This is a genomic window from Olivibacter sp. CPCC 100613, assembly GCF_036959255.1.
Lineage (GTDB): Bacteria > Bacteroidota > Bacteroidia > Sphingobacteriales > Sphingobacteriaceae > Olivibacter.
The window spans coordinates 946372-966837 of sequence record NZ_JAWMTI010000002.1; the positions used below are offsets into that span (position 1 = coordinate 946372).

Annotated in this window: 16 protein-coding genes; 4 read left to right on the plus strand and 12 right to left on the minus strand. The window is 39.0% G+C overall.

Annotation, left to right across the window (positions count from 1 at the left end; all coding sequences use genetic code 11):
* Window positions 1-8: 8 nt before the first annotated feature.
* From rimO to RYH73_RS10490, 4 genes are all read left to right on the plus strand, one after another.
* Window positions 9-1334, plus strand: a complete 1326-nt coding sequence (rimO, locus tag RYH73_RS10475; RefSeq protein ID WP_335313370.1) for a 30S ribosomal protein S12 methylthiotransferase RimO — start codon at window positions 9-11, stop codon at window positions 1332-1334.
* A gap of 131 nt (window positions 1335-1465) precedes the next feature.
* Window positions 1466-3055, plus strand: coding sequence for a bacillithiol biosynthesis cysteine-adding enzyme BshC (gene bshC, locus RYH73_RS10480; RefSeq protein ID WP_335313371.1), 1590 nt, complete (start codon window positions 1466-1468; stop codon window positions 3053-3055).
* Window positions 3056-3171: 116 nt separating this feature from the next.
* Complete coding sequence (locus RYH73_RS10485) at window positions 3172-3525, plus strand: MmcQ/YjbR family DNA-binding protein (RefSeq protein WP_335313372.1); 354 nt, start codon at window positions 3172-3174, stop codon at window positions 3523-3525.
* Window positions 3526-3615: 90 nt separating this feature from the next.
* Entirely contained in the window at window positions 3616-6642 is a 3027-nt protein-coding gene (locus RYH73_RS10490; protein ID WP_335313373.1) for a glycosyltransferase family 117 protein, read from the plus strand.
* A gap of 1 nt (window position 6643) precedes the next feature.
* Here RYH73_RS10490 and RYH73_RS10495 read toward each other — a convergent pair whose 3' ends face one another.
* From RYH73_RS10495 to bamA, 12 genes are all read right to left on the minus strand, one after another.
* Window positions 6644-7180, minus strand: a complete 537-nt coding sequence (locus RYH73_RS10495) for a CopD family protein (RefSeq protein ID WP_335313374.1) — start codon at window positions 7178-7180, stop codon at window positions 6644-6646.
* A gap of 91 nt (window positions 7181-7271) precedes the next feature.
* Window positions 7272-8297, minus strand: coding sequence for a uroporphyrinogen decarboxylase (hemE, locus tag RYH73_RS10500; RefSeq protein WP_442946074.1), 1026 nt, complete (start codon window positions 8295-8297; stop codon window positions 7272-7274).
* Between the two features lie 13 nt (window positions 8298-8310).
* Entirely contained in the window at window positions 8311-8823 is a 513-nt protein-coding gene (locus tag RYH73_RS10505; RefSeq protein ID WP_335313376.1) for a tetratricopeptide repeat protein, read from the minus strand.
* A 3-nt stretch (window positions 8824-8826) separates the two neighbouring features.
* Window positions 8827-9537, minus strand: coding sequence for a response regulator transcription factor (locus RYH73_RS10510; RefSeq protein WP_335313377.1), 711 nt, complete (start codon window positions 9535-9537; stop codon window positions 8827-8829).
* 1 nt (window position 9538) lies between these two features.
* The gene (locus tag RYH73_RS10515; protein WP_335313378.1) at window positions 9539-10402 is read right to left on the minus strand and encodes a sensor histidine kinase; all 864 of its coding nucleotides are present in this window, start codon (window positions 10400-10402) and stop codon (window positions 9539-9541) included.
* Between the two features lie 86 nt (window positions 10403-10488).
* Window positions 10489-11853 carry a glutamate-1-semialdehyde 2,1-aminomutase gene (gene hemL, locus RYH73_RS10520; protein ID WP_442946069.1) on the minus strand — a complete coding sequence of 455 codons (1365 nt, stop codon included), beginning with the start codon at window positions 11851-11853 and terminating at the stop codon, window positions 10489-10491.
* 114 nt (window positions 11854-11967) lie between these two features.
* Window positions 11968-12936 (minus strand): porphobilinogen synthase, encoded by a 969-nt coding sequence (hemB, locus tag RYH73_RS10525; RefSeq protein WP_335313380.1) that lies wholly within the window; start codon window positions 12934-12936, stop codon window positions 11968-11970.
* Window positions 12937-13100: 164 nt separating this feature from the next.
* Complete coding sequence (gene hemC, locus RYH73_RS10530; protein ID WP_335313381.1) at window positions 13101-14741, minus strand: hydroxymethylbilane synthase; 1641 nt, start codon at window positions 14739-14741, stop codon at window positions 13101-13103.
* 197 nt (window positions 14742-14938) lie between these two features.
* The gene (gene hemA, locus RYH73_RS10535; protein ID WP_335313382.1) at window positions 14939-16183 is read right to left on the minus strand and encodes a glutamyl-tRNA reductase; all 1245 of its coding nucleotides are present in this window, start codon (window positions 16181-16183) and stop codon (window positions 14939-14941) included.
* Window positions 16184-16440: 257 nt separating this feature from the next.
* Entirely contained in the window at window positions 16441-17043 is a 603-nt protein-coding gene (locus RYH73_RS10540) for an OmpH family outer membrane protein (protein WP_335313383.1), read from the minus strand.
* Window positions 17044-17183: 140 nt separating this feature from the next.
* On the minus strand, window positions 17184-17720 hold the full coding sequence (locus tag RYH73_RS10545) for an OmpH family outer membrane protein (RefSeq protein WP_335313384.1): 537 nt from the start codon (window positions 17718-17720) through the stop codon (window positions 17184-17186).
* A 167-nt stretch (window positions 17721-17887) separates the two neighbouring features.
* The gene (gene bamA / locus RYH73_RS10550) at window positions 17888-20455 is read right to left on the minus strand and encodes an outer membrane protein assembly factor BamA (protein ID WP_335313385.1); all 2568 of its coding nucleotides are present in this window, start codon (window positions 20453-20455) and stop codon (window positions 17888-17890) included.
* Window positions 20456-20466 lie beyond the last annotated feature (11 nt).

The following is a 20466-nucleotide window of genomic DNA, read 5'->3' on the forward strand; positions in this document are numbered from 1 at the left end:
GTATAAGAATGAGAACAAAAAAGACAAATAACCTACCATCAAAACCACGTGTCAACGTCATTACGCTGGGATGTTCCAAAAATATTCATGATAGTGAAATACTTATGGGACAACTTCGTGGCAATCACATGGAGGTTGTGCATGAGGCAAATAATATTAACAAAAATGACATTGTCGTCATCAACACCTGCGGATTTATCGATAATGCGAAACAAGAATCAATCGATACCATTCTACAGTATAGTGCATTGAAGGAAGAAGGTAAACTGGAGAAGGTCATTGTTACCGGCTGTCTGTCGGAACGATACAAACCGGAACTGGAAACGGAGATTCCGCATGTTGATGCATATTTTGGAACCAATGATTTACAGCAACTATTAGCAAGCGTAGGTGCAGATTATAAACACGAGCTACTGGGTGAGCGCATGTTAACAACACCTTCTCATTATGCCTATTTCAAAATTGCGGAGGGATGTAATCGTCCTTGTTCATTTTGTGCTATTCCACTAATGCGGGGAAAACACGTTTCAAAATCTATTGACGACTTAGTGAAGGAGGCGAAGCATTTGGCAAAAAACGGCACAAAAGAACTCATATTAATCGCACAGGATTTGACCTATTACGGCTTGGATATTTATGGAAAAAGAAACCTGGCCGATTTATTAAGAAATTTATCAGATGTTGATGGTATTGAATGGATACGCCTACAATACGCATATCCGTCCGGTTTTCCTATGGATGTATTGGATGTGATGAATGAAAGGGAAAATATCTGCAAATACCTTGATATGCCACTTCAACACATCGCTGACAACATGCTCAAATCCATGCGTCGCGGAATCACAAAACAAAAAACGATCGATTTGGTCAATGCAATCCGAGATAAAGTACCGGACATTGCACTGCGGACTACCTTAATTTGTGGTTATCCGGGCGAAACAAAAGCAGATTTTTCTGAGATGATGGAATGGGTGGAACAAACCCGGTTTGATCGTCTTGGATGCTTTACCTATTCCCATGAGGAGAAAACGCATGCTCATTCTTTGGAAGATGATGTACCACAGGAGGAAAAAGAATCGAGAGTAGAGCAAATTATGGAAGCACAACAGCGCATTTCTTATGAAGTTAACCAAAAGAAGGTCGGAAACACTTACAAGGTATTAATTGACAGAATAGAAGAGGGCTACTTTATCGGTCGTACGGAATTTGATTCACCTGAAGTGGACAACGAAGTGCTCATTGCCAGTGATAAAAATTATGCCACTATTGGAAGATTCGCTCAGGTGCGGATTGATCGAGCAGAGGACTTTGATCTTTATGGATCCATTCAATAAGGAATTATTAAATTGACGATAAAACGACGTAAGCAATCGGTTTTAAAAACTATTATTGTAAACAATAAATAATTATCGAGTTAGCTATCTGGGCACCGTTTCAATAGATGACTGATAAAGATTATTTACAAATGAAAGCAAGTTATATTAATTACAGCGATACCAATAGTTTTTCGGAAACCTTATTAGCTTATATAGCAAAGGATAAAAAGCTGGCTCCTTTCTTGGGCAATGATCCAACGATGGCCGGCTTTGAAAAGCAAATCAGTCAGAAAGCAACTAAAATCAACCGAAAGGTACTGGTAAATACCTTAAGCAGTCAATACAATTCTTTTGTCAACCTTCCTTCGGATGTAAAAAACAACATTCGCTTATTAGGGGAAGAAAATACATTTACCGTTACAACCGGACATCAGTTAAATATCTTCACAGGACCTTTGTACTTTATCTTCAAAATTGTCAGCACCATCAAATTATGCAAACAACTGAAGGAAAAATTTCCGGATTATAATTTTGTCCCTGTTTATTGGATGGCTACAGAAGACCATGATTTTGCAGAAATCAATCATACGCAATTGCAGGGAGAAATAATTAAATGGGATGTTCCTGCTCAGGCCGGTACTGGCCGGATGGAAACCTTATCGATGGCCCGTACGGTCAAGAAATATCAAAAACTGCTTGGCTTAAGTCATAATTCAGATAAGTTAGCGAAGCTGGTTGAAGAAGCCTATCTACAGCACACAAATTTGGCTGACGCTACACGTTATCTGGTAAATGGTCTATTTGGAGCCTATGGATTGGTTGTGCTGGATGCAGATCATCCCGATTTAAAAGCGCTGTTTGTCCCATATATCAAGGAAGATATTTTAGAACAACATAGCTATCGAAACATCATACAAACAACGGAGGCCCTAGAAAACGCGGGATTCGAAGCACAGGTACACGCTCGGGAAATTAATTTCTTTTACTTGACAGAAGAATATAGAGAACGAATCGTCCAAACACCAAAGGGAGATTTTGAGATCTTACATCACAATAAATCTTTCTCCAAAGATGAACTGATAAATGAAATAGAACATCATCCCGAACGCTTTAGTCCTAACGTAGTCATGCGACCACTCTACCAAGAAGTGGTCTTACCAAATCTCTGTTATATTGGTGGAGGAGCAGAAATCGTGTACTGGTTGCAATTAAAAAGTAATTTTGACTATTACAAAGTAGATTTTCCTATTTTGCTACCCCGCAACTCGGCCATTGTTTCCAATGAGCATCTAGATTACAAAATTTTTAGACTTAATTTAACCTTTAAAAGTCTCTTCCGTAAAGCGGACGAGCTAAAAAGGGAATATGTGCGTATTCATTCCAAACACCGCCTCAATTTAAATGACGAGTGGCTTGAGATGGAAGCTATATTTGAACGTATTAAAGAAAGAGCAACCAAAATTGATCCGACCTTACGCCCCAGTGCGGAAGCGATAAAAACTAGATTGTGTAAAGCCGTCAACAACCTGGAGAAGAAATTTGTTAAAGCAGATAAACTAAATTTTGACGATGCTGTATCACAGATCGATAAAATAAAAGAGAAATTTTTTCCTAATGGAGAGCTCCAAGAACGGGTAGAGAACTTTGGGCTTTTGTATGTCAAATATGGTGATGAACTTATAAAGGATTTACTTAAATTCTTTAACCCCCTGGATATGAAGTTTACGATATTATATTAGTTATTGGTTGTTGGTTATTGGTTGTTAGCTATTAGGTGTTAGTGATTAAGTGTTGGTTGTTGGTTACTAGTGTTGTTTAATTTTTGAATTTTTACTTTTGAATTTTTACTTTAAAAATGAACATCGAAGAATTAAGAACCTATTGTCTAAGTAAAAAAGGTGTAAATGAAGGGTTTCCATTTGGCCCTGATACGTTAGTCTTTAAAGTTGCTGACAAAGTCTTTCTCTTAACGGGCCTTGACGCACAACCTTTATCGTTTAATGTAAAATGCGATCCTGAACGAGCGATCGAATTGCGAGAGCAATTTCCGTCGAGCGTGCTCCCGGGTTATCATATGAATAAGAAACATTGGAATACTGTAAAGGCAAATGGCGAGCTTTCGCTCAAGCAATTAAAAGAACTCATTGATCATAGTTATGAATTAGTTTATAATAGCCTTCCATCGCGTATTAAAGAAACGCTCGTGTAACAAAAACACATACATTACTACTTTTAACATTTCATTCCCCGATTTTAACATTTTCTCCCTTTATTTTTAAGGTAACAAAACAACCTTATTATGGAGAAGACATACAAGAAGCTCAACAATCTTATCGGTTGGTCCTGTGCACTCGTGGCAACCATCGTCTACTTTTTCACGAAAGAACCAACGGTAAGTTTTTGGGACTGCGGAGAGTTTATTGCGGCCTCTTATAAACTACAGATTGTTCACCAACCAGGTGCCCCGCTATTTTTAATGTTACAAAATATTTTCTCCAACCTGGCATTAGGGGACAAAACGGCGTTGGCTTATTGGATGAATACAGGCTCCGCCATCTGCAGTGGTCTTACGGTGCTCTTTCTATTTTGGACAATTACGGCACTTGCAAGAAAAATCTTCTCCATTGAAAGTGCTGTTCTAAGTCAAACCACCCTAATCAAGCTCTTAAGTGCCGGCACCGTAGGTGCTTTGACCTTTGCCTTTTCTGATAGTTTTTGGTTTTCTGCTGTAGAGAGTGAAGTATACGCCATGTCGGCCCTATGCACCTCAATTATATTTTGGCTTGCTTTGAAATGGGAGGCACATGAACATGAACCAAGATCAGCCAAATGGCTTGTCTTAATTGCTTACATTATGGGACTCTCGATCGGCGTCCATTTGCTTAACCTGCTCACTATTCCGGTTCTTGCTTTCGTTATCTTTTTTAAGAGAACAAAACAGGTGACCATGAGGGGTGTTATCAAGTATCTTAGCCTGAGCTTTCTGCTATTAGCCGCCATCTTATGGGGTGTAATCCAATACATAATTAAAGCCGCCGCTCAGTTCGATTTCTTTTTCGTAAACACATTAGGACTTTCCTTTGGAACTGGTATTTCTGTGTTTATTTCATTGCTAGTCACAGCCACTGTCCTCGGCATTCGCTATTCTATTAAACGAAATAAAGTTCAACTAAATTTAGTATTACTTTGTTTTTGCTTTATATTATTCGGTTACAGCTCTTTTGTTATGGTATTTATTAGAGGAGACGCCAACCCTTCCCTTAACAATAATCAACCCGACAATATTTTTTCTTTTTTAGAGTATGTAACGCGTGATCAATATGTATCTAATCCGCTTATTACAGGGAAATATTTTGACTCCAATCCGATTGCTGTGGAAAATGGCGCTCCTATTTATCGCAAAGATGCGAATAAATACACCGTTGTCGGCCATAAATCTATTTATAAATATGACCGCACGACGCTATTTCCGCGTGTTTATAGTGAAAAGGACAGCGAATTCTATAAACATTGGCTTCATTTGGCCGAAAATGAGCATCCAAATTTTTTAAGTAACTTACATTTTTTTTCCACCTATCAAGCAGGTATAATGTTCTGGCGCTATTTTATGTGGAATTTTGTAGGCAGACAAAATGACGAGTCGGGGCAACTTGGTAATCTGACCGACGGAAATTGGGCCAGTGGCATTAAAGTAATCGATAATATGCGTTTGGGCGGTCAATACGATTTACCCTCATCTGCAAAAAAAGATCCATCCAGCAATCACTTTTACTTTTTACCTTTCATTTTAGGTCTCATTGGTTTGTTTTGGCATTATCGGCATAATAAAAAGGATACGAGTATTTTATTACTATTGTTCTTTTTTACGGGACTGGCGATTGTTCTTTACTTAAATGATACCCCAATTCAACCACGGGAACGTGATTACGCCTATGTTGGATCTTTCTATACGTTCTCGATCTGGATCGGCTTAGGTGTAATTGCGCTGACTAATTTCGTCAAAAAAAACACCCATATTATACCGACTGTTTTGGTCTGCCTATTTTCAGTTCCTTTTCTGTTACTTTACAAAGGATGGGATGATCACGATCGCTCTGAAAAATATACCACGAGGGATCTATACGCTCGTAATTACCTTGCTTCTTGCGAACCAAATGCCATCCTATTTACCTATGGTGACAACGACACGTTCCCTATTTGGTATGCACAGGAAGTAGAGGGAATTCGTCCGGACGTTAGGATTGTTAATATTGGTTACCTTAATTCAGATTGGTACCTGAAACAAATGCGCAAAAAAATCAATCAGTCCGCAGCCTTGCCAATTACAATTGAACCTTCTAAGGTTGATAAGGGCGTACGCGACTATCTTGTATATGAAGACTATCATATTGATAAAGCGGTGGAGATCAACGATCTGCTAAGTATTATGCTGTCTGATCATCCGGACGACAAATCGGATCGTTCGGGAGAAAATTTTTTACCGACGAAAAAAATGAAACTTAGCATCAACAAAAGCGAAGTGATCGCACATAAAGTCGTACCCAAAGGCTGGGAAGATTTTATTACGGATAGTATGGAATGGGATTTCAATCGAGATTACATTACACGCGGCGATTTAGCGATTTTGGATATTCTAAAAAACAATGCATGGAAACGTCCCATTTATTTTGTTAGCATCCCGCCCAGCGAAACCTTGGGCTTAAGCAAATATTTAGTAAACGAAGGACTTTTGAACAAATTAATGCCGGTTGATCTGTCAAAAGCAAGCGCTACCGTATCAAACGAAACGGCCCCTAATACACAATACACAAATAGGTGGGGCTTATATAATAACTTGATGCATCAATATACGTGGGCACATGTGAATAAATTAAATTACCTAGATCCGCTTACCCGAAATGTAATCCCTCAATACACGAACAATTTCAATATTTTATCGAAGGAACTCGTAGCAGCTAATCAAAAAGCGGAAGCAAAAAAAGTAATTGATAAATGTTTAGAAGTTATGCCTAAACAAATTCTAAGCATGAACCAGGCAGTTGATTACTATTTCCTATCAGACACACTTTATGAAGTTGATGAAAAAACCAAAGCAAATGAATTGATAAAAAGAAACGGGGATTATATTACAGAACAGCTCAATTATAATTTGGCTATCGCGAAAGATAAGCCCAATGCGGTTGACGAACGTAATATCCGCTTAGGAATGGGGCTCTTAAATGCCATGATGGATAATTCCAGAAAATATAAACAACATGACATGGAAAAATATTTGGATAATCAGTATGCTATATTGGAAAGGAAAATAACCGCAATTAGCCAATAGGCTAGTTGCTTTTCTCTCGTATTTTTTTATATAGCTTCACGGCCATCATAAGCATAATCGAAAACAAAATCAGTCCTATTACACCATAAACCCAATTAAGTGCACTTTTCAGCACTACAGTAAACACAATGGCAAACAATAGCACGGTAGCCAGTTCGTTCCATAACCTTAGTTTAGTGGAAGTCCATTGATTTGTGTCTTTCTCCAACCGAAACATAATCCGTTGGCAAATAAAATGGTAAACAATCAGTCCCAAAACAAAAGTCAGCTTAACATGCATCCAAGGTTGAGACCACCAGGCTGGATTTAGATGCATCATCACTGCAGCGGCAGCAATCGTTAAGTACATCGAAGGTGTTGCAATGATCCACCACAACTTGCGCTCCATGAAAACAAACTGCTTGTGTAAAATGAGGTATTCATTTTCAGGGCGTTGCTTCGCCTCCGTATGGTAGATAAACAACCTAACCATATAGAAAAGACCGGCCATCCAGCAAACAACAAAGATAATATGTATGGCTTTTGCGTATAAATACATTTTCCCATTACTAGTTGTTAGTTGTTAGTTATTTGAAATATACGTCTTATTCATGACGAAGAACAAATAACCAACAACCGGCAGCAAAAACTCAATAGCTAAACTCCTTTACTACATCAATTGCATACTTTACGTTATCAAAAGGAATATCCGGCATGATGCCATGTCCTAAATTGAAGATAAAGCCTTCTTCACTACGCATACGTTCGAAGAGATGTAAAATTTTTTTCTTTATTACCGCTTTGTCAGCATATAAGATAAAGGGGTCTAAGTTACCCTGTACGGCTATTCCTTTCGGCAAATTGTTTTTTATCTGTTTCAGGTCTGCGTTCCAGTCGACCGAGATCACATCCGGTTTCGCCTCGGCCATAAGTGGTGCAAACACCGAACTTCCTTTACAGAAAGAAATAACCGGTATATCTTTTCGATCAAGTTGCGCAATAATTCCCGCATTATATTGGTGAGAAAATTCGCGATAATCATCCCATGATAATGCAAGTGCCCAGCTGTCAAATAACTGCAACGCGTTCACGCCTGCCGCAATTTGCATATTCAAATAGGTAGCGGTAACATCCGCAATTTTCTTTAGCAGCTTATGGGCGAGTTCGGGATGGTTATTGAGAAAAAGCTTCGTGAGTTTAAAATCTTTTGAAGATCCTCCCTCGATCAAATAACTTAAAACCGTAAAAGGAGCTCCTGCAAAACCTATTAATGGAATCGTTCCATTCAGTCGCTGCTGAATGACCCGAATAGCATCCGCCACATATTGTAATCTATCCGCAACATCGGTTTCCAATGCATCAATATCCTTTTCGTTACGCACCGGATTAGCAAATTTGGGTCCAATGCCTTGTGTAAAACTTAACTCCCCCCCCATCGCTTCAGCCGTCACCAAGATGTCAGAGAACAGAATAGCCGCATCTATTCCCAGCAAATCAACCGGTAACATAGTTACATCAGCGGCTATTTCAGGTGTTTTGCACATTTCCAAGAAAGAATATTTATTCTTTATATCCCAGTATTCTTTCATAAATCTGCCCGCCTGTCGCATCATCCATACCGGGGGACGTTCCGTTGGCTGCGAAAAAGCAGCGCGAATAAATAAACTATCTTTTATAGCTGTGGTCACTTTATTTGGGTATTTCGTTTTCGATTCTATTTACAATCTGCGCAATGCGACTACTTACCTCCAATTCCTTTACTTTTTCCAAATAGGCCTTCACGCGATCGTAATCTTTCTTCATTAAATTAATATTCGCCAAGTTCACAAAGATAAGTGCCTTATCATTTTTACGACGAAAAGGCAATCTACTGGCAATTTGAAAATGTCTTTCTGCACCTTCGTAGTCTAATAACTGTAAGTCTAGACTACCGCTAATGAACTCATAATAATTTCGCCGTTTCTTTCTCAGATGATCAGGGTTTTTGATATCTGCTAAAAGGCTACGAGCCAAATCATATTGTTTCTTCTTAAAAGCTTCAGACGCTAACAGTACTGTACCGTCTCTATAGTAACTCCATATCGTATAGCCGATCAAACAAGCCATTAATGCCGTTAGTTGATATGTCTCGGCGTAAACGGTATAAGCTAGTAACAACACGGCAAGTACAACAACACCCAGTCTAGCCTTTGAAGTCATCATAGGCTAATGCGTCTTGCTATCGGTAAATTTATAACCAACACCTCTAATGGAATGGAAATATATTGGATTTTTTTGATCGGGTTCAAAGTACTTCCGGAAGGTTAAAATGAAATTATCAATTGTCCGGGTAGAGGGGTACACGTCATAATTCCACACCGTCTCTAAAATCTGTTCGCGCGAAACCGCCTCGTTTCGCCGTTCTATCAATAATTTTAACAGCATCGTTTCCTTCTTGGTTAAAGCAGTAATCGTACCGTCAGCATGGTGTAACTCAAATGAGTTAAAGTAAATAGCTTTGTCGCCGATTTGATACGAATTAAGCTCTTTCAAGTCATCACCTTTCATTCCTCTTCTTACCAAATTACCTACGCGTAAAATAAGCTCTTCCAGATTAAAGGGTTTAACTAAATAATCGTCAGCACCTTTCTTTAAACCCGTAATGCGATCTTCACTGGTATTCTTAGCCGTAAGGAACATAATCGGGACCTCTGTATTTTCCAAACGAATGGTCTCCGCTACCTGAAACCCATCAATTTCAGGAATCATAACATCTAAGATGATCAAATTAAAACGCTCTTCTTTAAACTTTTTAAGCGCTTTTTTACCGTCCGTAGCTGTAGTTACTTTATACCCTTCCAATTCAAGATTCAACTTGATGGCTTCGAGCAAGTGCTCTTCATCTTCTACGAGAAGTATGCGTTGTTTTGCTTGCATATCAATTAAATGTTACATCAAAAATACTCCCTGTAGGAGCGTTATTTAATACTTTGATTTGGGCGTTATGTTTATCTAATACTGATTTTACAATATATAATCCTAAACCCGTTCCCTTAGTTTTACGGGTATCTTCACTCCCAACACGATAAAATTTATTAAAAATACGTTTTTTTTCCTCATCATTTATGCCTATTCCTAAATCCGCTACAGAAAATCGTATCTGTCCTTCCTGTTTGTACAGTTTCACATTAACATGAGCACAAGGGGGAGAATACTTGATGGCATTCTCAATTAGGTTGGTAATAACGGAAGTTATCGCCAATTTATCTCCCACATAGAAAATGTTAGATTGAATATCGGCTTTAATGATTTGAGATGTGCAAGAATGTACTTGTAAACGATCCGTTATCCGCCCCGTCAGTTCAGAGAAGTCGAATTCTTCCTTTGGAATGCTTTTTCCGACACTTTCCAATTTAGTTGCCAACAGTACATTTTCTACCAAATCGTCTAAACGCTCAATATCTTTTAAGGAATTCGATAAAAACTGATCACGTTGTTCTTTGTTGAGATCACGTTTTAAGATCGTTTGTATATATAACTTAATGGATGCTAAAGGTGATTTCAGCTCATGAGTAACCGAGAGAAGGAAATTATGTTGTTGTTTATGTGTTTTATGTTCATGCACGAAAGCCCTTTTCAGTTTAATCGCACCAACCAAAAAAATGGTCATAAAGATAAATCCCTCGCCAATAACCATGCCTTTTCTTAATGGTTCCAATTCCATTAGAAGCATTCCCCACCATACGATTTGCGCTACGGCATAGAAAACGAGGAAATAAAATAAAAACAATGGTTTTCGCATACCTAATTAGTTGTTAGTTTGTTAGTCGTTAGTCGTTAGCTAATTAAACTTATAGAACCTAAAAGCTAACTTCTTAATCCTAACATCTATTTAAACACTACGTCCAGACTTTCAAATATAGCTCTTTTCGCTTTCTCTAGTTCTATTTTGGAGTGGGCTGCCGAAATAAAACCAACCTCGTAACCTGAAGGTCCTAAATAAACACCTCTATTTAACAATTCTCGATGCATTACCTTATACTTTTCCATACTTTCTGCTTCAATGTCAGTAGCAGCATACACATGCTCTTTATCCGTAAAAGCAATCCAAAATATAGATCCTATGTTAAATACACGCACCTTATAATTCTTTGCACTTGCATAACGTTGGATAGATGCAGAAAATTCTGCTCCTTTTTTGTTCAGTTCCTTATAAAATCCAGGTTTATTTAATTCACTCAACTGTGCAATTCCCGCTGCCATAGCCACCGGATTACCTGATAAAGTCCCTGCTTGGTAAACACCACCATCCGGCGAGATATAATGCATAATCTCTTCAGAAGCTCCATAAGCTCCCACTGGCATTCCACCCCCAATGATCTTACCATAGGTTATAATGTCGGGTTGCACATCATAATAAGCAGCTGCACCTTCAAATCCTAATCTAAAACCGGTAATCACCTCATCGAAGATAAGCAAACTTCCATGGTCACTTGTTATCTTGCGCAGAAATTCAATGTACTCTTTATTCTGCATTAACAAACCGTTGTTGGCCGGGATTCCTTCAATTATTACTGCAGCAATTTCCCCACTGAATTCAGCAAAAGCGCGTTCCAAAGCCTCCTTATCATTTAATCCGATCACAATCGTTTCATCAGCAAATGATTTAGGGACTCCTAAAGAAGAGGTTTCACCAAAGGTTACCAGTCCTGAACCTGCCTTCACCAGCAACGAATCAGAATGCCCGTGATAACAACCATCAAACTTAATGATCTTATCTCGTTTGGTATAGCCCCGAGCGAGACGAATAGCAGACATAACAGCTTCCGTTCCGGAGCTAACGAATCGTAACTTTTGAATATACCTATTGTTTTTTAGTATTAACTCCGCCAACTCATTCTCCAGTGCAGTTGGCGCACCAAAACTCAAACCATGTTGAAGTGTAGAAATAACAGCCTCGCGTATCTTCGGATGGTTATGTCCAAGGATTAATGGGCCCCAAGAACAACAGAAATCTATAAACTGATTCCCATCAGCATCCCACAAAAAACATCCATCCCCCTTCTCGATAAACAGCGGCGTACCATATACCGACTTAAAAGCACGCACCGGGGAATTCACCCCTCCCGGAAAATATTTCTTTGCTTTTTCAAACAAAACCGTTGATTTTTCACGTGATATATCTACCTTGGATCCTGCTATACGAAGCTCCTCTTCATTTCCAGAAAACATCTTTTTTATGGAATCTAACATGTTTATTATTTGTTGAAACGTTAAGTAGTAGAGTCGTTAAAACGTCAAGTAGGATATTCATCATCCATAACCACCTAACTACTCCCCTACTTAACTACCTAACTATTTTCGAAATTAAATCCATTTCTGCTCTACCATATCCCTAATATGATAGGTCGTGATAATGCGGGCACCTGCGCGGACAAAAGCATACATCGTTTCCATAACAATCTTTTGTTCATCTATCCAACCATTTTGCGCCGCAGCTTTGACCATCGCAAATTCACCTGAAACATTATAACATGCTAAAGGTAAATTGGTTTCCTGCTTGATTCGGCTAATAACATCCAAATAAGCCAAAGCCGGTTTAATCATTAACACATCAGCACCTTCCTCCTCATCTAAAAAAGCTTCCCTTAAAGCTTCATTCGGATTTCTAAAATCCATCTGATACGCTTTTCTGTCCCCTTTACTAGGAGCGCAGTCCGCCGCTTCCCTAAATGGGCCATAATAAGATGAGGCAAATTTTGTGGCATGCGACATGATCGCAACATTCACGTGATTATGCTCATCCAAAGCCTTTCTGATAGCTCCAATTCTTCCATCCATCATATCCGAGGGTGCTAACATATCGGCTCCTGCTTCTGCATGAGCCAATGACATTTTTGTCAAAACAGCTATTGTCTCATCATTCTGAACATAATCGTCTGTTAAAATTCCGCAATGCCCATGCGTTGTATACGAGCATACACATACGTCAGTAACGATATATAAGTCATTGCCAAAAGCTTCCCGAAGCGCTCTGATCGCTTTAGGGACTAATCCATGGTTATCGTATGCGGTATGTGCATCTGAGCTTTTTTCTTCTCCGACACCAAAAAGCATAATTTTATTAACCCCTAATTTTAATCCGATTGCTACATCTTCGATCAGTTTATCAATAGAGAAGTGGTATATTCCCGGCAAGGAGGGTAAGGCATGTTTCACTTGATTTCCGGGAACTATAAAATAAGGATATATAAACATATCTTTAGACAGATGAGTTTCTGCCACCATTTCCCTAACAATTGGATTTTTACGTAATCTACGTTGTCGATAAATCATTTTCTTTTATTAATCTAATCTCTCAAGACAAATCTTATAGCCTGATGAAGCTAAACACCAAATACTTTCGAAAGAAAAGGGAGGTGCTCGTATACTAAGCCTTTGAGAATTTATCTTGTTACAAAGATAAGCATGAAAATGTGCGATTGAACAAGCAAAACATATTATAGCAATGGGGTGACAGTTCCTGCCGAGTCATTTTTTGCCGGTTTCCCGACGCTGTAGTCAAGCGCAAAAACTGCCTCTGCCAAACCCAGCTCATCGGGTGAAAAAGGTAGCGTATATTGTACCCCCATCTCTTCCAGTTTTTTTCCTGTCGAGTTACCGATGCTGATCACCTTCTGTCCCGGTTCAACTAAATTATCCTTAAAGTAGGCTTCTACATTGGTCGGACTTGTAAAAATCAGGACATCTGCTCCCGAACCTTCAACATGTTCATCAATACGTGTTTCGTAAACGGGTAAATCAATAACCTTCGTATCAGCCGTTAGCCGACTTTGTATAGTCTGTAACGAGCCTTTAGCTCGAGGGAAAAGTACGGTAGAACCTGCCGCCACCTCAGCAAAGGCATCCCCTACCTTTTCCATTTCTATCCCTTCAGCTTCCCCCGTGAATGCCGGTATGATTCCATGGCTTCTTAAAGCTTCTTCAGAACCTCTACCCACTACAGCGTATTGAACGTGCTTACTCAGTCTTGGGTTTAACTTGAAGAAATTTTCGATTCCGTTCTTACTGCTGAAAAACACCCACCGAACATATTTTAATATGTAAGGGTCCAAGGTATTGATAATGGAAAAAATTTTGATAAGCGAACGTCCTTCAACTTTTATATGATGTTGTTCCAAAGATCGCTTCAGAAAAGAAGTTTCAGTCAATTCGCGCGTGATGAAAACTGATCCCGGTAGCTTTCTGTCCGAGCCAAATTTTTCCAGAATCGTTTCTGCCAAACCATCGACACTTCCTGCCTTAAGATATAAACGCGTAGGAAAGCTCTCTCCATCTTTCGCTTTCGCGGTCCAAACCTCATAGCCTGTAGTCGTTTGCCGGCAATAACAACCCAACGGCATATGACAACCGCCCTCGAAAAGATTAAGCACTTTACGTTCTACACCAATAGCCTCCGCAACATCAGGTTGGTGTATTTTTTGCAAGATCTCATTTACCGCCTGATCAGACGCACGAATTTGAATCGCCAAAACACCTTGTGCTGGTGCTGGAATAATTTCCGTTGGAGGTATAACTTCTACATGAAATTCACTGAGATCTAACTTCAAACGTTCAACACCAGCCTTCGCCAGCATAATCGCGTCATATTTTTCATCGCGCAATTTCTGTAAACGGGTATTTACATTGCCTCGTAGATCCTCAATTTCCAAATCAGGTCTAAAAGCCAGCAATTGTGCTTTCCGTCGGTTGGATGAAGTGCCAACAATGGCGTTGTGTTTAACGGACAATCTTTTTTTAAGATCGACACAATCCTTCAAAATAATCAATAACTCGGAAGGATCTTCTCGTTCGGAGACTGCTGCAATTTTTAATCCAGGTGGATTTGTAGTCGGAAGATCTTTGTGTGAATGCACCGCTATATCGATTCTTTCAGCAAGTAATTCTTCTTCCAGCTCCTTCGTAAAAAAACCCTTGCCTTCCAATTTATCTAAACGAAGGTGCTGTATATTGTCCCCCTGTGTTTTGATCACTTTAAGCTCCGCTTGTATACCAATTACAGCCAAACGATCTTTTACATGGTTAGCTTGCCACAAAGCCAAATCGCTACCTCTTGTTCCAATAATAAGCTTTCTATCCACCGTTATATTTTATATTGCATTTGTAAATAATCTCTCTTAAGCAGACCTATGCCGGCAGTTGATCTAGAACCGATATGCACGCCCACCTTCCTAAATACTAAAAAAGATGGTGTATTGTTAGATAACCATCCTAATTGCTATAAAAATAGAAAAATAATGTGATAAGCTAAAAGCAATATATAGAAAGTGTCAGCATGCTAATTTTCTGCCGTCTCTTTACTCTTTGCCATTAATATTTCCTTGGCAAGGACCATTGGACCACTGATATACTTTTTCTCCATGTAATTAATCACTTTCTCCAAAACCTCTCTGGAGCTGGCATCTAAAGAATTAAGTTCATTTGCGAAAACGGTATTCAATGCAAAAGATTTGATTTCCTTTACTTTTTCAGGAACTTGCCGCATAGCGATCTCAACCTTCCGTTGTTTTAAAATTGGCAAAAACTCAGCCACATTGCTTTCAATAATTCGTTCAGCATGGATAAGTTCATTATAGCGCTCTTGGAGATTCTTGTTAGCAATTGCCTGCAACCCACTAACTTCTATATAATGTATAGCATTCTCAGCAATCACCTCTTCTGAAACGTCATTCGGAATAGCTAAATCAACCACAATTTTCTTAGTAGCCTCTCCATTTAACAAGTTCGTATAAATCGTAGGCGTTATTACGGGCTCTGTAGCGCCTGTACAGGTAATCAGTATATCGAAACCTTCTTTATAATTCCTTAATTCCCTTAATGGAAACGCTCTGCCATTTAGTTCTTTTGCTAAACGTGTCGCTTTATCCATCGTCCGATTGAACACAACGAAATTTGAAAATTTATGCTTTTGAAGGTATTTAGAAATATTTTGGTTGGTTTCTCCTGCTCCTACTAATAAAATTCGGGGATTATCCGTAAACTGAAGGTCTCTTAATTTACGATAAGCCAATGAGACAACAGACACTGGATTGCGGGAGATCATCGTATGCGTATAAACCTCTTTGGCCGTTTTTACCAGGCTATTCATCATTAAACGCATAAAATCACCTGTTAAACCGCTTTTTCGACATCTTTCATAAGCTCGACGAACCTGCGCCAATATCTCTTTCTCTCCAACTACCAGGCTCTCCAAAGAACAAGACATCCGAAATAAATGGTGCAAAGCCTCTAAGCCATCATAGGTAGTTACCTGGTTAAGAAATTGGTCAAATTGTTCATCAGGTACACAAAAGTTTAAACCCCGCAAAAAGTTCTTCACAAAATCGCCGGTTAACATATGCTTTCCGTGAAAGACAAACTCCACTCGGTTACATGTTCCTACGTAAAAAATCTCTTCGATATCAAAATTATTCTTGACATTGATCAGTCGGCTTTCAAGCTCCTCATTACAAATAACCAAATTACCTAAATCTTTTAGGTCAACATGTTTGTGTGTAAATGCTATTACTTTAAGATGCTCCAAGGTCTCTTTACCCTCTCTATATTATACTGTCGACAAAAGTACAGCTATACGCTTGTTACAGTGTCAAAACTTTGTCAAACACAGCTATTTAGAACGTTTTTAAATAAAAATAGATAACGATTTATATACGTTAATTATGAGGTAGTTAAGCATACAATTAACAGCATAGCCAAATAGAATCAACTGAGGTTCCATTCAAAAGGCAAAAAAAAGCCGCTTCTGCTTAGTAGAAACGGCTTCTCTTGTTTTTTAATAAATTATTTTGTCACCGGTGCTGGCGTTGTAGCAGCAGGTGTATTAGCTGCCGGAGCTACCGGTTTCGCGTTCGGATCGATTCCTAATTTTGTTTTTACTGCAGCGCTGATATCATCTCCGCCTTCGAAGTATAAAACTGATTGTTGAGCAATATCAAGAATATACGCATAGCCCTTCTCTTTTGCTACCGCTTGGATTGCTTTCTCCGCTTTTTCAAAAACAGGTTGGAAGACTTCTTCTCTTTTTGCACCTACTTCTTGTTCAGCCTTTTGTTGCACTTCTCCCATGCGTCCTTCCATTTGTTGGATTTCTGTACTCAACGTTTGCAACTCTTTATCTACTGCTTCCTTATTCGCTTCACTTCTGGTTTTTTGCTTATCCATGAATGTGGTGATCTTTTTCTGACGCTCAGCATCCATTTGTTGAATCTCTGTACGTTTGGTACCTACAAAAGTCTCCAACGCTTGATTTGCAGTTTTGTACTCCGGCATTAGAAGCAAAATTTCCTGTGAATTCACATGCCCAATCTTTTGTTGTGCACGCACAGCACCAACTGTTAAAAATAATCCTGCAGCTACTAAAACCGACTTAAATAAATGTTTCATTCGCAATTTTAATTTGTTGACTCCGGGGAGCCGTCTATAATTTTTGTTTAAGTTAATTACATTTTACACGCCACAATCCGTAGCCGGCAAGACGCTTGACCACGGACTTGAAAATCGATGCAATTTTAAGCAAGTATTCCCTATTTTGCAAGTGCTTCCGGTTTATAACCTAAGCGCGTGATTACATCATTACTCTTATCCAATCTTGGGTTCGAGTAGAGAAAGGTTACTTCACTTCCCTTATCAAGCACCACATCCAGATTTTGACTTTCAGCAATTGCTTGTATCGCCTTGGAAACACGCTCTTGGATGGGTTTGATTAATTTTAAACGTTCCTTATAAAGGTCCCCTTCAAAACCGAAAATTTTCTTTTGAAACTCTTTGGTTTCTCGTTCCTTTTGAACAATTTCATCTTCCCTTTTCTTCCGCATCTCATCACTGAGCATTACCTGGTCCTGTTGATAGGCCTTGTACATCCTTTCTATGCCGCTATATCTGGCGTCTACTTCTTTTTGCCATTTTTCGGACATATCCTCTAACTGTTTCTGTGCAGAAACATATTCAGGTATGTGTTTCAGTATATATTCGCTGTCTACATAAGCAAAGCGCTGTGCGAACGCAGAAGCTCCGGCAATGAATATAAAAGCTAACGTTAAGAATATTTTTTTAGTGTTCATATTGTCAATTCTTTATGCCTTTTAAGACATCGCTTTCTTTTGAAGGTTTAATATCCCACAGATAAGTAAACGAATCTCTTTTTCGTTTTGAATGCCAAATATAATACCATTCCTATACTTTAAACAGAAAATTTAACATTTTTTAGCACTTCATCGTTTTTACACCGTTAATTAAATCCACCCATTTGTTGCATTATACTGAAAGTGAATGGTTGACGCCATTGGCTTCTATCAACACCCGGGATCGGATCGAAGGCATGGCCGTAATCGATTCCTAACAGACCGAAAATCGGCAGGAAGATACGTGCACCAATACCTACCGAACGGCGCACCTTAAATGGGTTAAAATCTTTGAAGGCATCCCACGTATTACCGGCATCTGCAAAACCTAATAGAAATACCTTAGCCTGTTCGTTCATCATCACCGGATAACGCAATTCCATTTGATAACGCGTATAAATTGGACTACCCGAATTCCGTGCAATCTGAATATCTTGACTATTTGTTTTTGTTTCCGGTATTACATAACCATTCGCATAACCACGCATCGCTACCACTTCCGAACCTTGCAAGAAATCGAAGCCCATCATACCATCTCCCCCTAATTTAAAACGTTCGAAAGCAGATGTACCGGTGACTTTGCTATAAGATCCAATAAATCCGAATTGAGCCTGTGCTTTAAATACGAGCTTTCCAACAACTGTTTGAAACCATTGCGAATCAAATTTCCACTTGTGATATTCCACCCACCGATAACGGATATGATCGGGTGCGGTAGGGTAATTGATATTATTAAACAACGAATAAGGAGGTGTTGCCTGAATCGTGAAGCGCAAATTGGATCCCGAGGTCGGGAAAATTGGATCGCTCAGCGAGTTCCGGCTGATCTCTTGTGTTAAGTTTATGTTATAAGATGTACCGTTTCTAAACAAGAAGTAGGCATCGTAATTACGCAACTTGTATTGTTGCAAGTTCAACGAGTAATTCACCTGAAAATAATAGTCAGGCCATTTTAAACGCTTACCCAAACTAAGGGTTATACCGTTCATCCGGATTTTAGGAGTGCTTTCCGTCACATTTTCACGACCCGTATAGTAATCGTAACCACCATATGCAGACATCGATGTAAAGGCACTCACCCCAAAGTAAATAGGTTTTTTACCGCCTAGCCAAGGCTCAGAGAAGGAGAAACTATAAGATTGATACGATTTACCGCTCGTTTGGCCCCTCAAACTTAGCTTTTGCCCATCCCCACGAGGAAGTGGTTTCCAGGCTTTTTTATTGAATAAATTCTTCGTAGAAAAATTATTGAATGTTAATCCTAGCGTACCGATAATACGTCCAGCTCCGAAACCACCTGACAATTCCACCTGATCAGAGGGTTTCTCTGCCACGGTATACTCAATATCTACCGTTCCATCGGCAGGATTAGGCTTGGGTACCGGCGATGTTTTTGATTCATCAAAATTTCCTAACGTCGCAATTTCACGAATATCACGCATGATATTCGTCTTGGAGAATTTTTGTCCCGGCTTCGTTTGCAATTGACGTCGAACCACCTTATCGTTTGTAACGTCGTTTCCTTTTAGCAAAATTCGATTAACATCATATTGAGGCCCTTCATACATGCGCATTTCCAAATCAATGGTATCGGCATAAATTTTAGTCTGTACAGGATCTACCTGAAAGGTTAAATATCCATCATCCATATAATAAGCGGATACATCTGCTCCGGTTTTGGAAGGCCCCAATAATTTAGTATTCAATTTTTCTTCACTGAACACTTCACCTTTTTCTATACCCAGAATTTTACTGAGCGTTTCGTCCGTATATTTTGCGTTACCTGACCAGGATATGTTACCAAAATAATATTTTGGACCTTCATAAACATCGATATCAACGCGCACGTTCTTCCGATCCAGTTGTGTAACAGAATCACGGATAATCGTTGCGTCCCGGTATCCTTTGCTACGCATTTTAGAGATAAGGGACTCTTTACCTTCACCGTATTTTTCGTAGTTAAACTTACCCGGCCCCCAGAAACGCCACCATCTCTTCTGCTTAACTTTTTTCAGGTATTTATGCATTTTTGCATTGGAAAACTCCTTATTACCTGTGAAATTTATCTTTTTGGCTTTTACCTTCTTATTTTTTTTGACTGCTACTTTTAGGATTTGATTATTTGCTTCCGTCGTATCCTTTACTTGTGAAATGTTGATATCAGGATACAAATAACCTTTTTCCCTAAGATAACGTTTAATCGTATTCTGTGTGGTATTAAGTAGGTTTTCGTTGATGATTTTCCCTGTATTTTCGTTTAGGCGTTTTCTTACTTCCTCGGTTTGACTTTTGCTTAAGCCGTTAAGATCAATACGTGTTAGACGCGGTCGCTCCACAACATCAATATTAAAAAATATGGTATCTCCCCGAACCTGGTCTATGGTCAGCTCAATATTATCAAAAAGCCCTTGCGACCATAGATTTTTTATTGCATTAGAAGTGGCTTCTCCCGGTACTTCAATACGGTCACCAACAGCCAATTTAGAAATCGTCAACAACACATCGTTATCTAAAAATTTGGTACCACTTATCGTTACCCCTCCTATAATGTAATCTTTTGGGTTCAAATAACTTGAACCGCCGGTTTGTTTAGCCGAATTACCCATACGAAGTTGTGCCGAAGCAATTTGCGCTCCTATCAAACAAAAACCTATTAAAAGAAAAAGTCGCTTCATCGAATTTATTT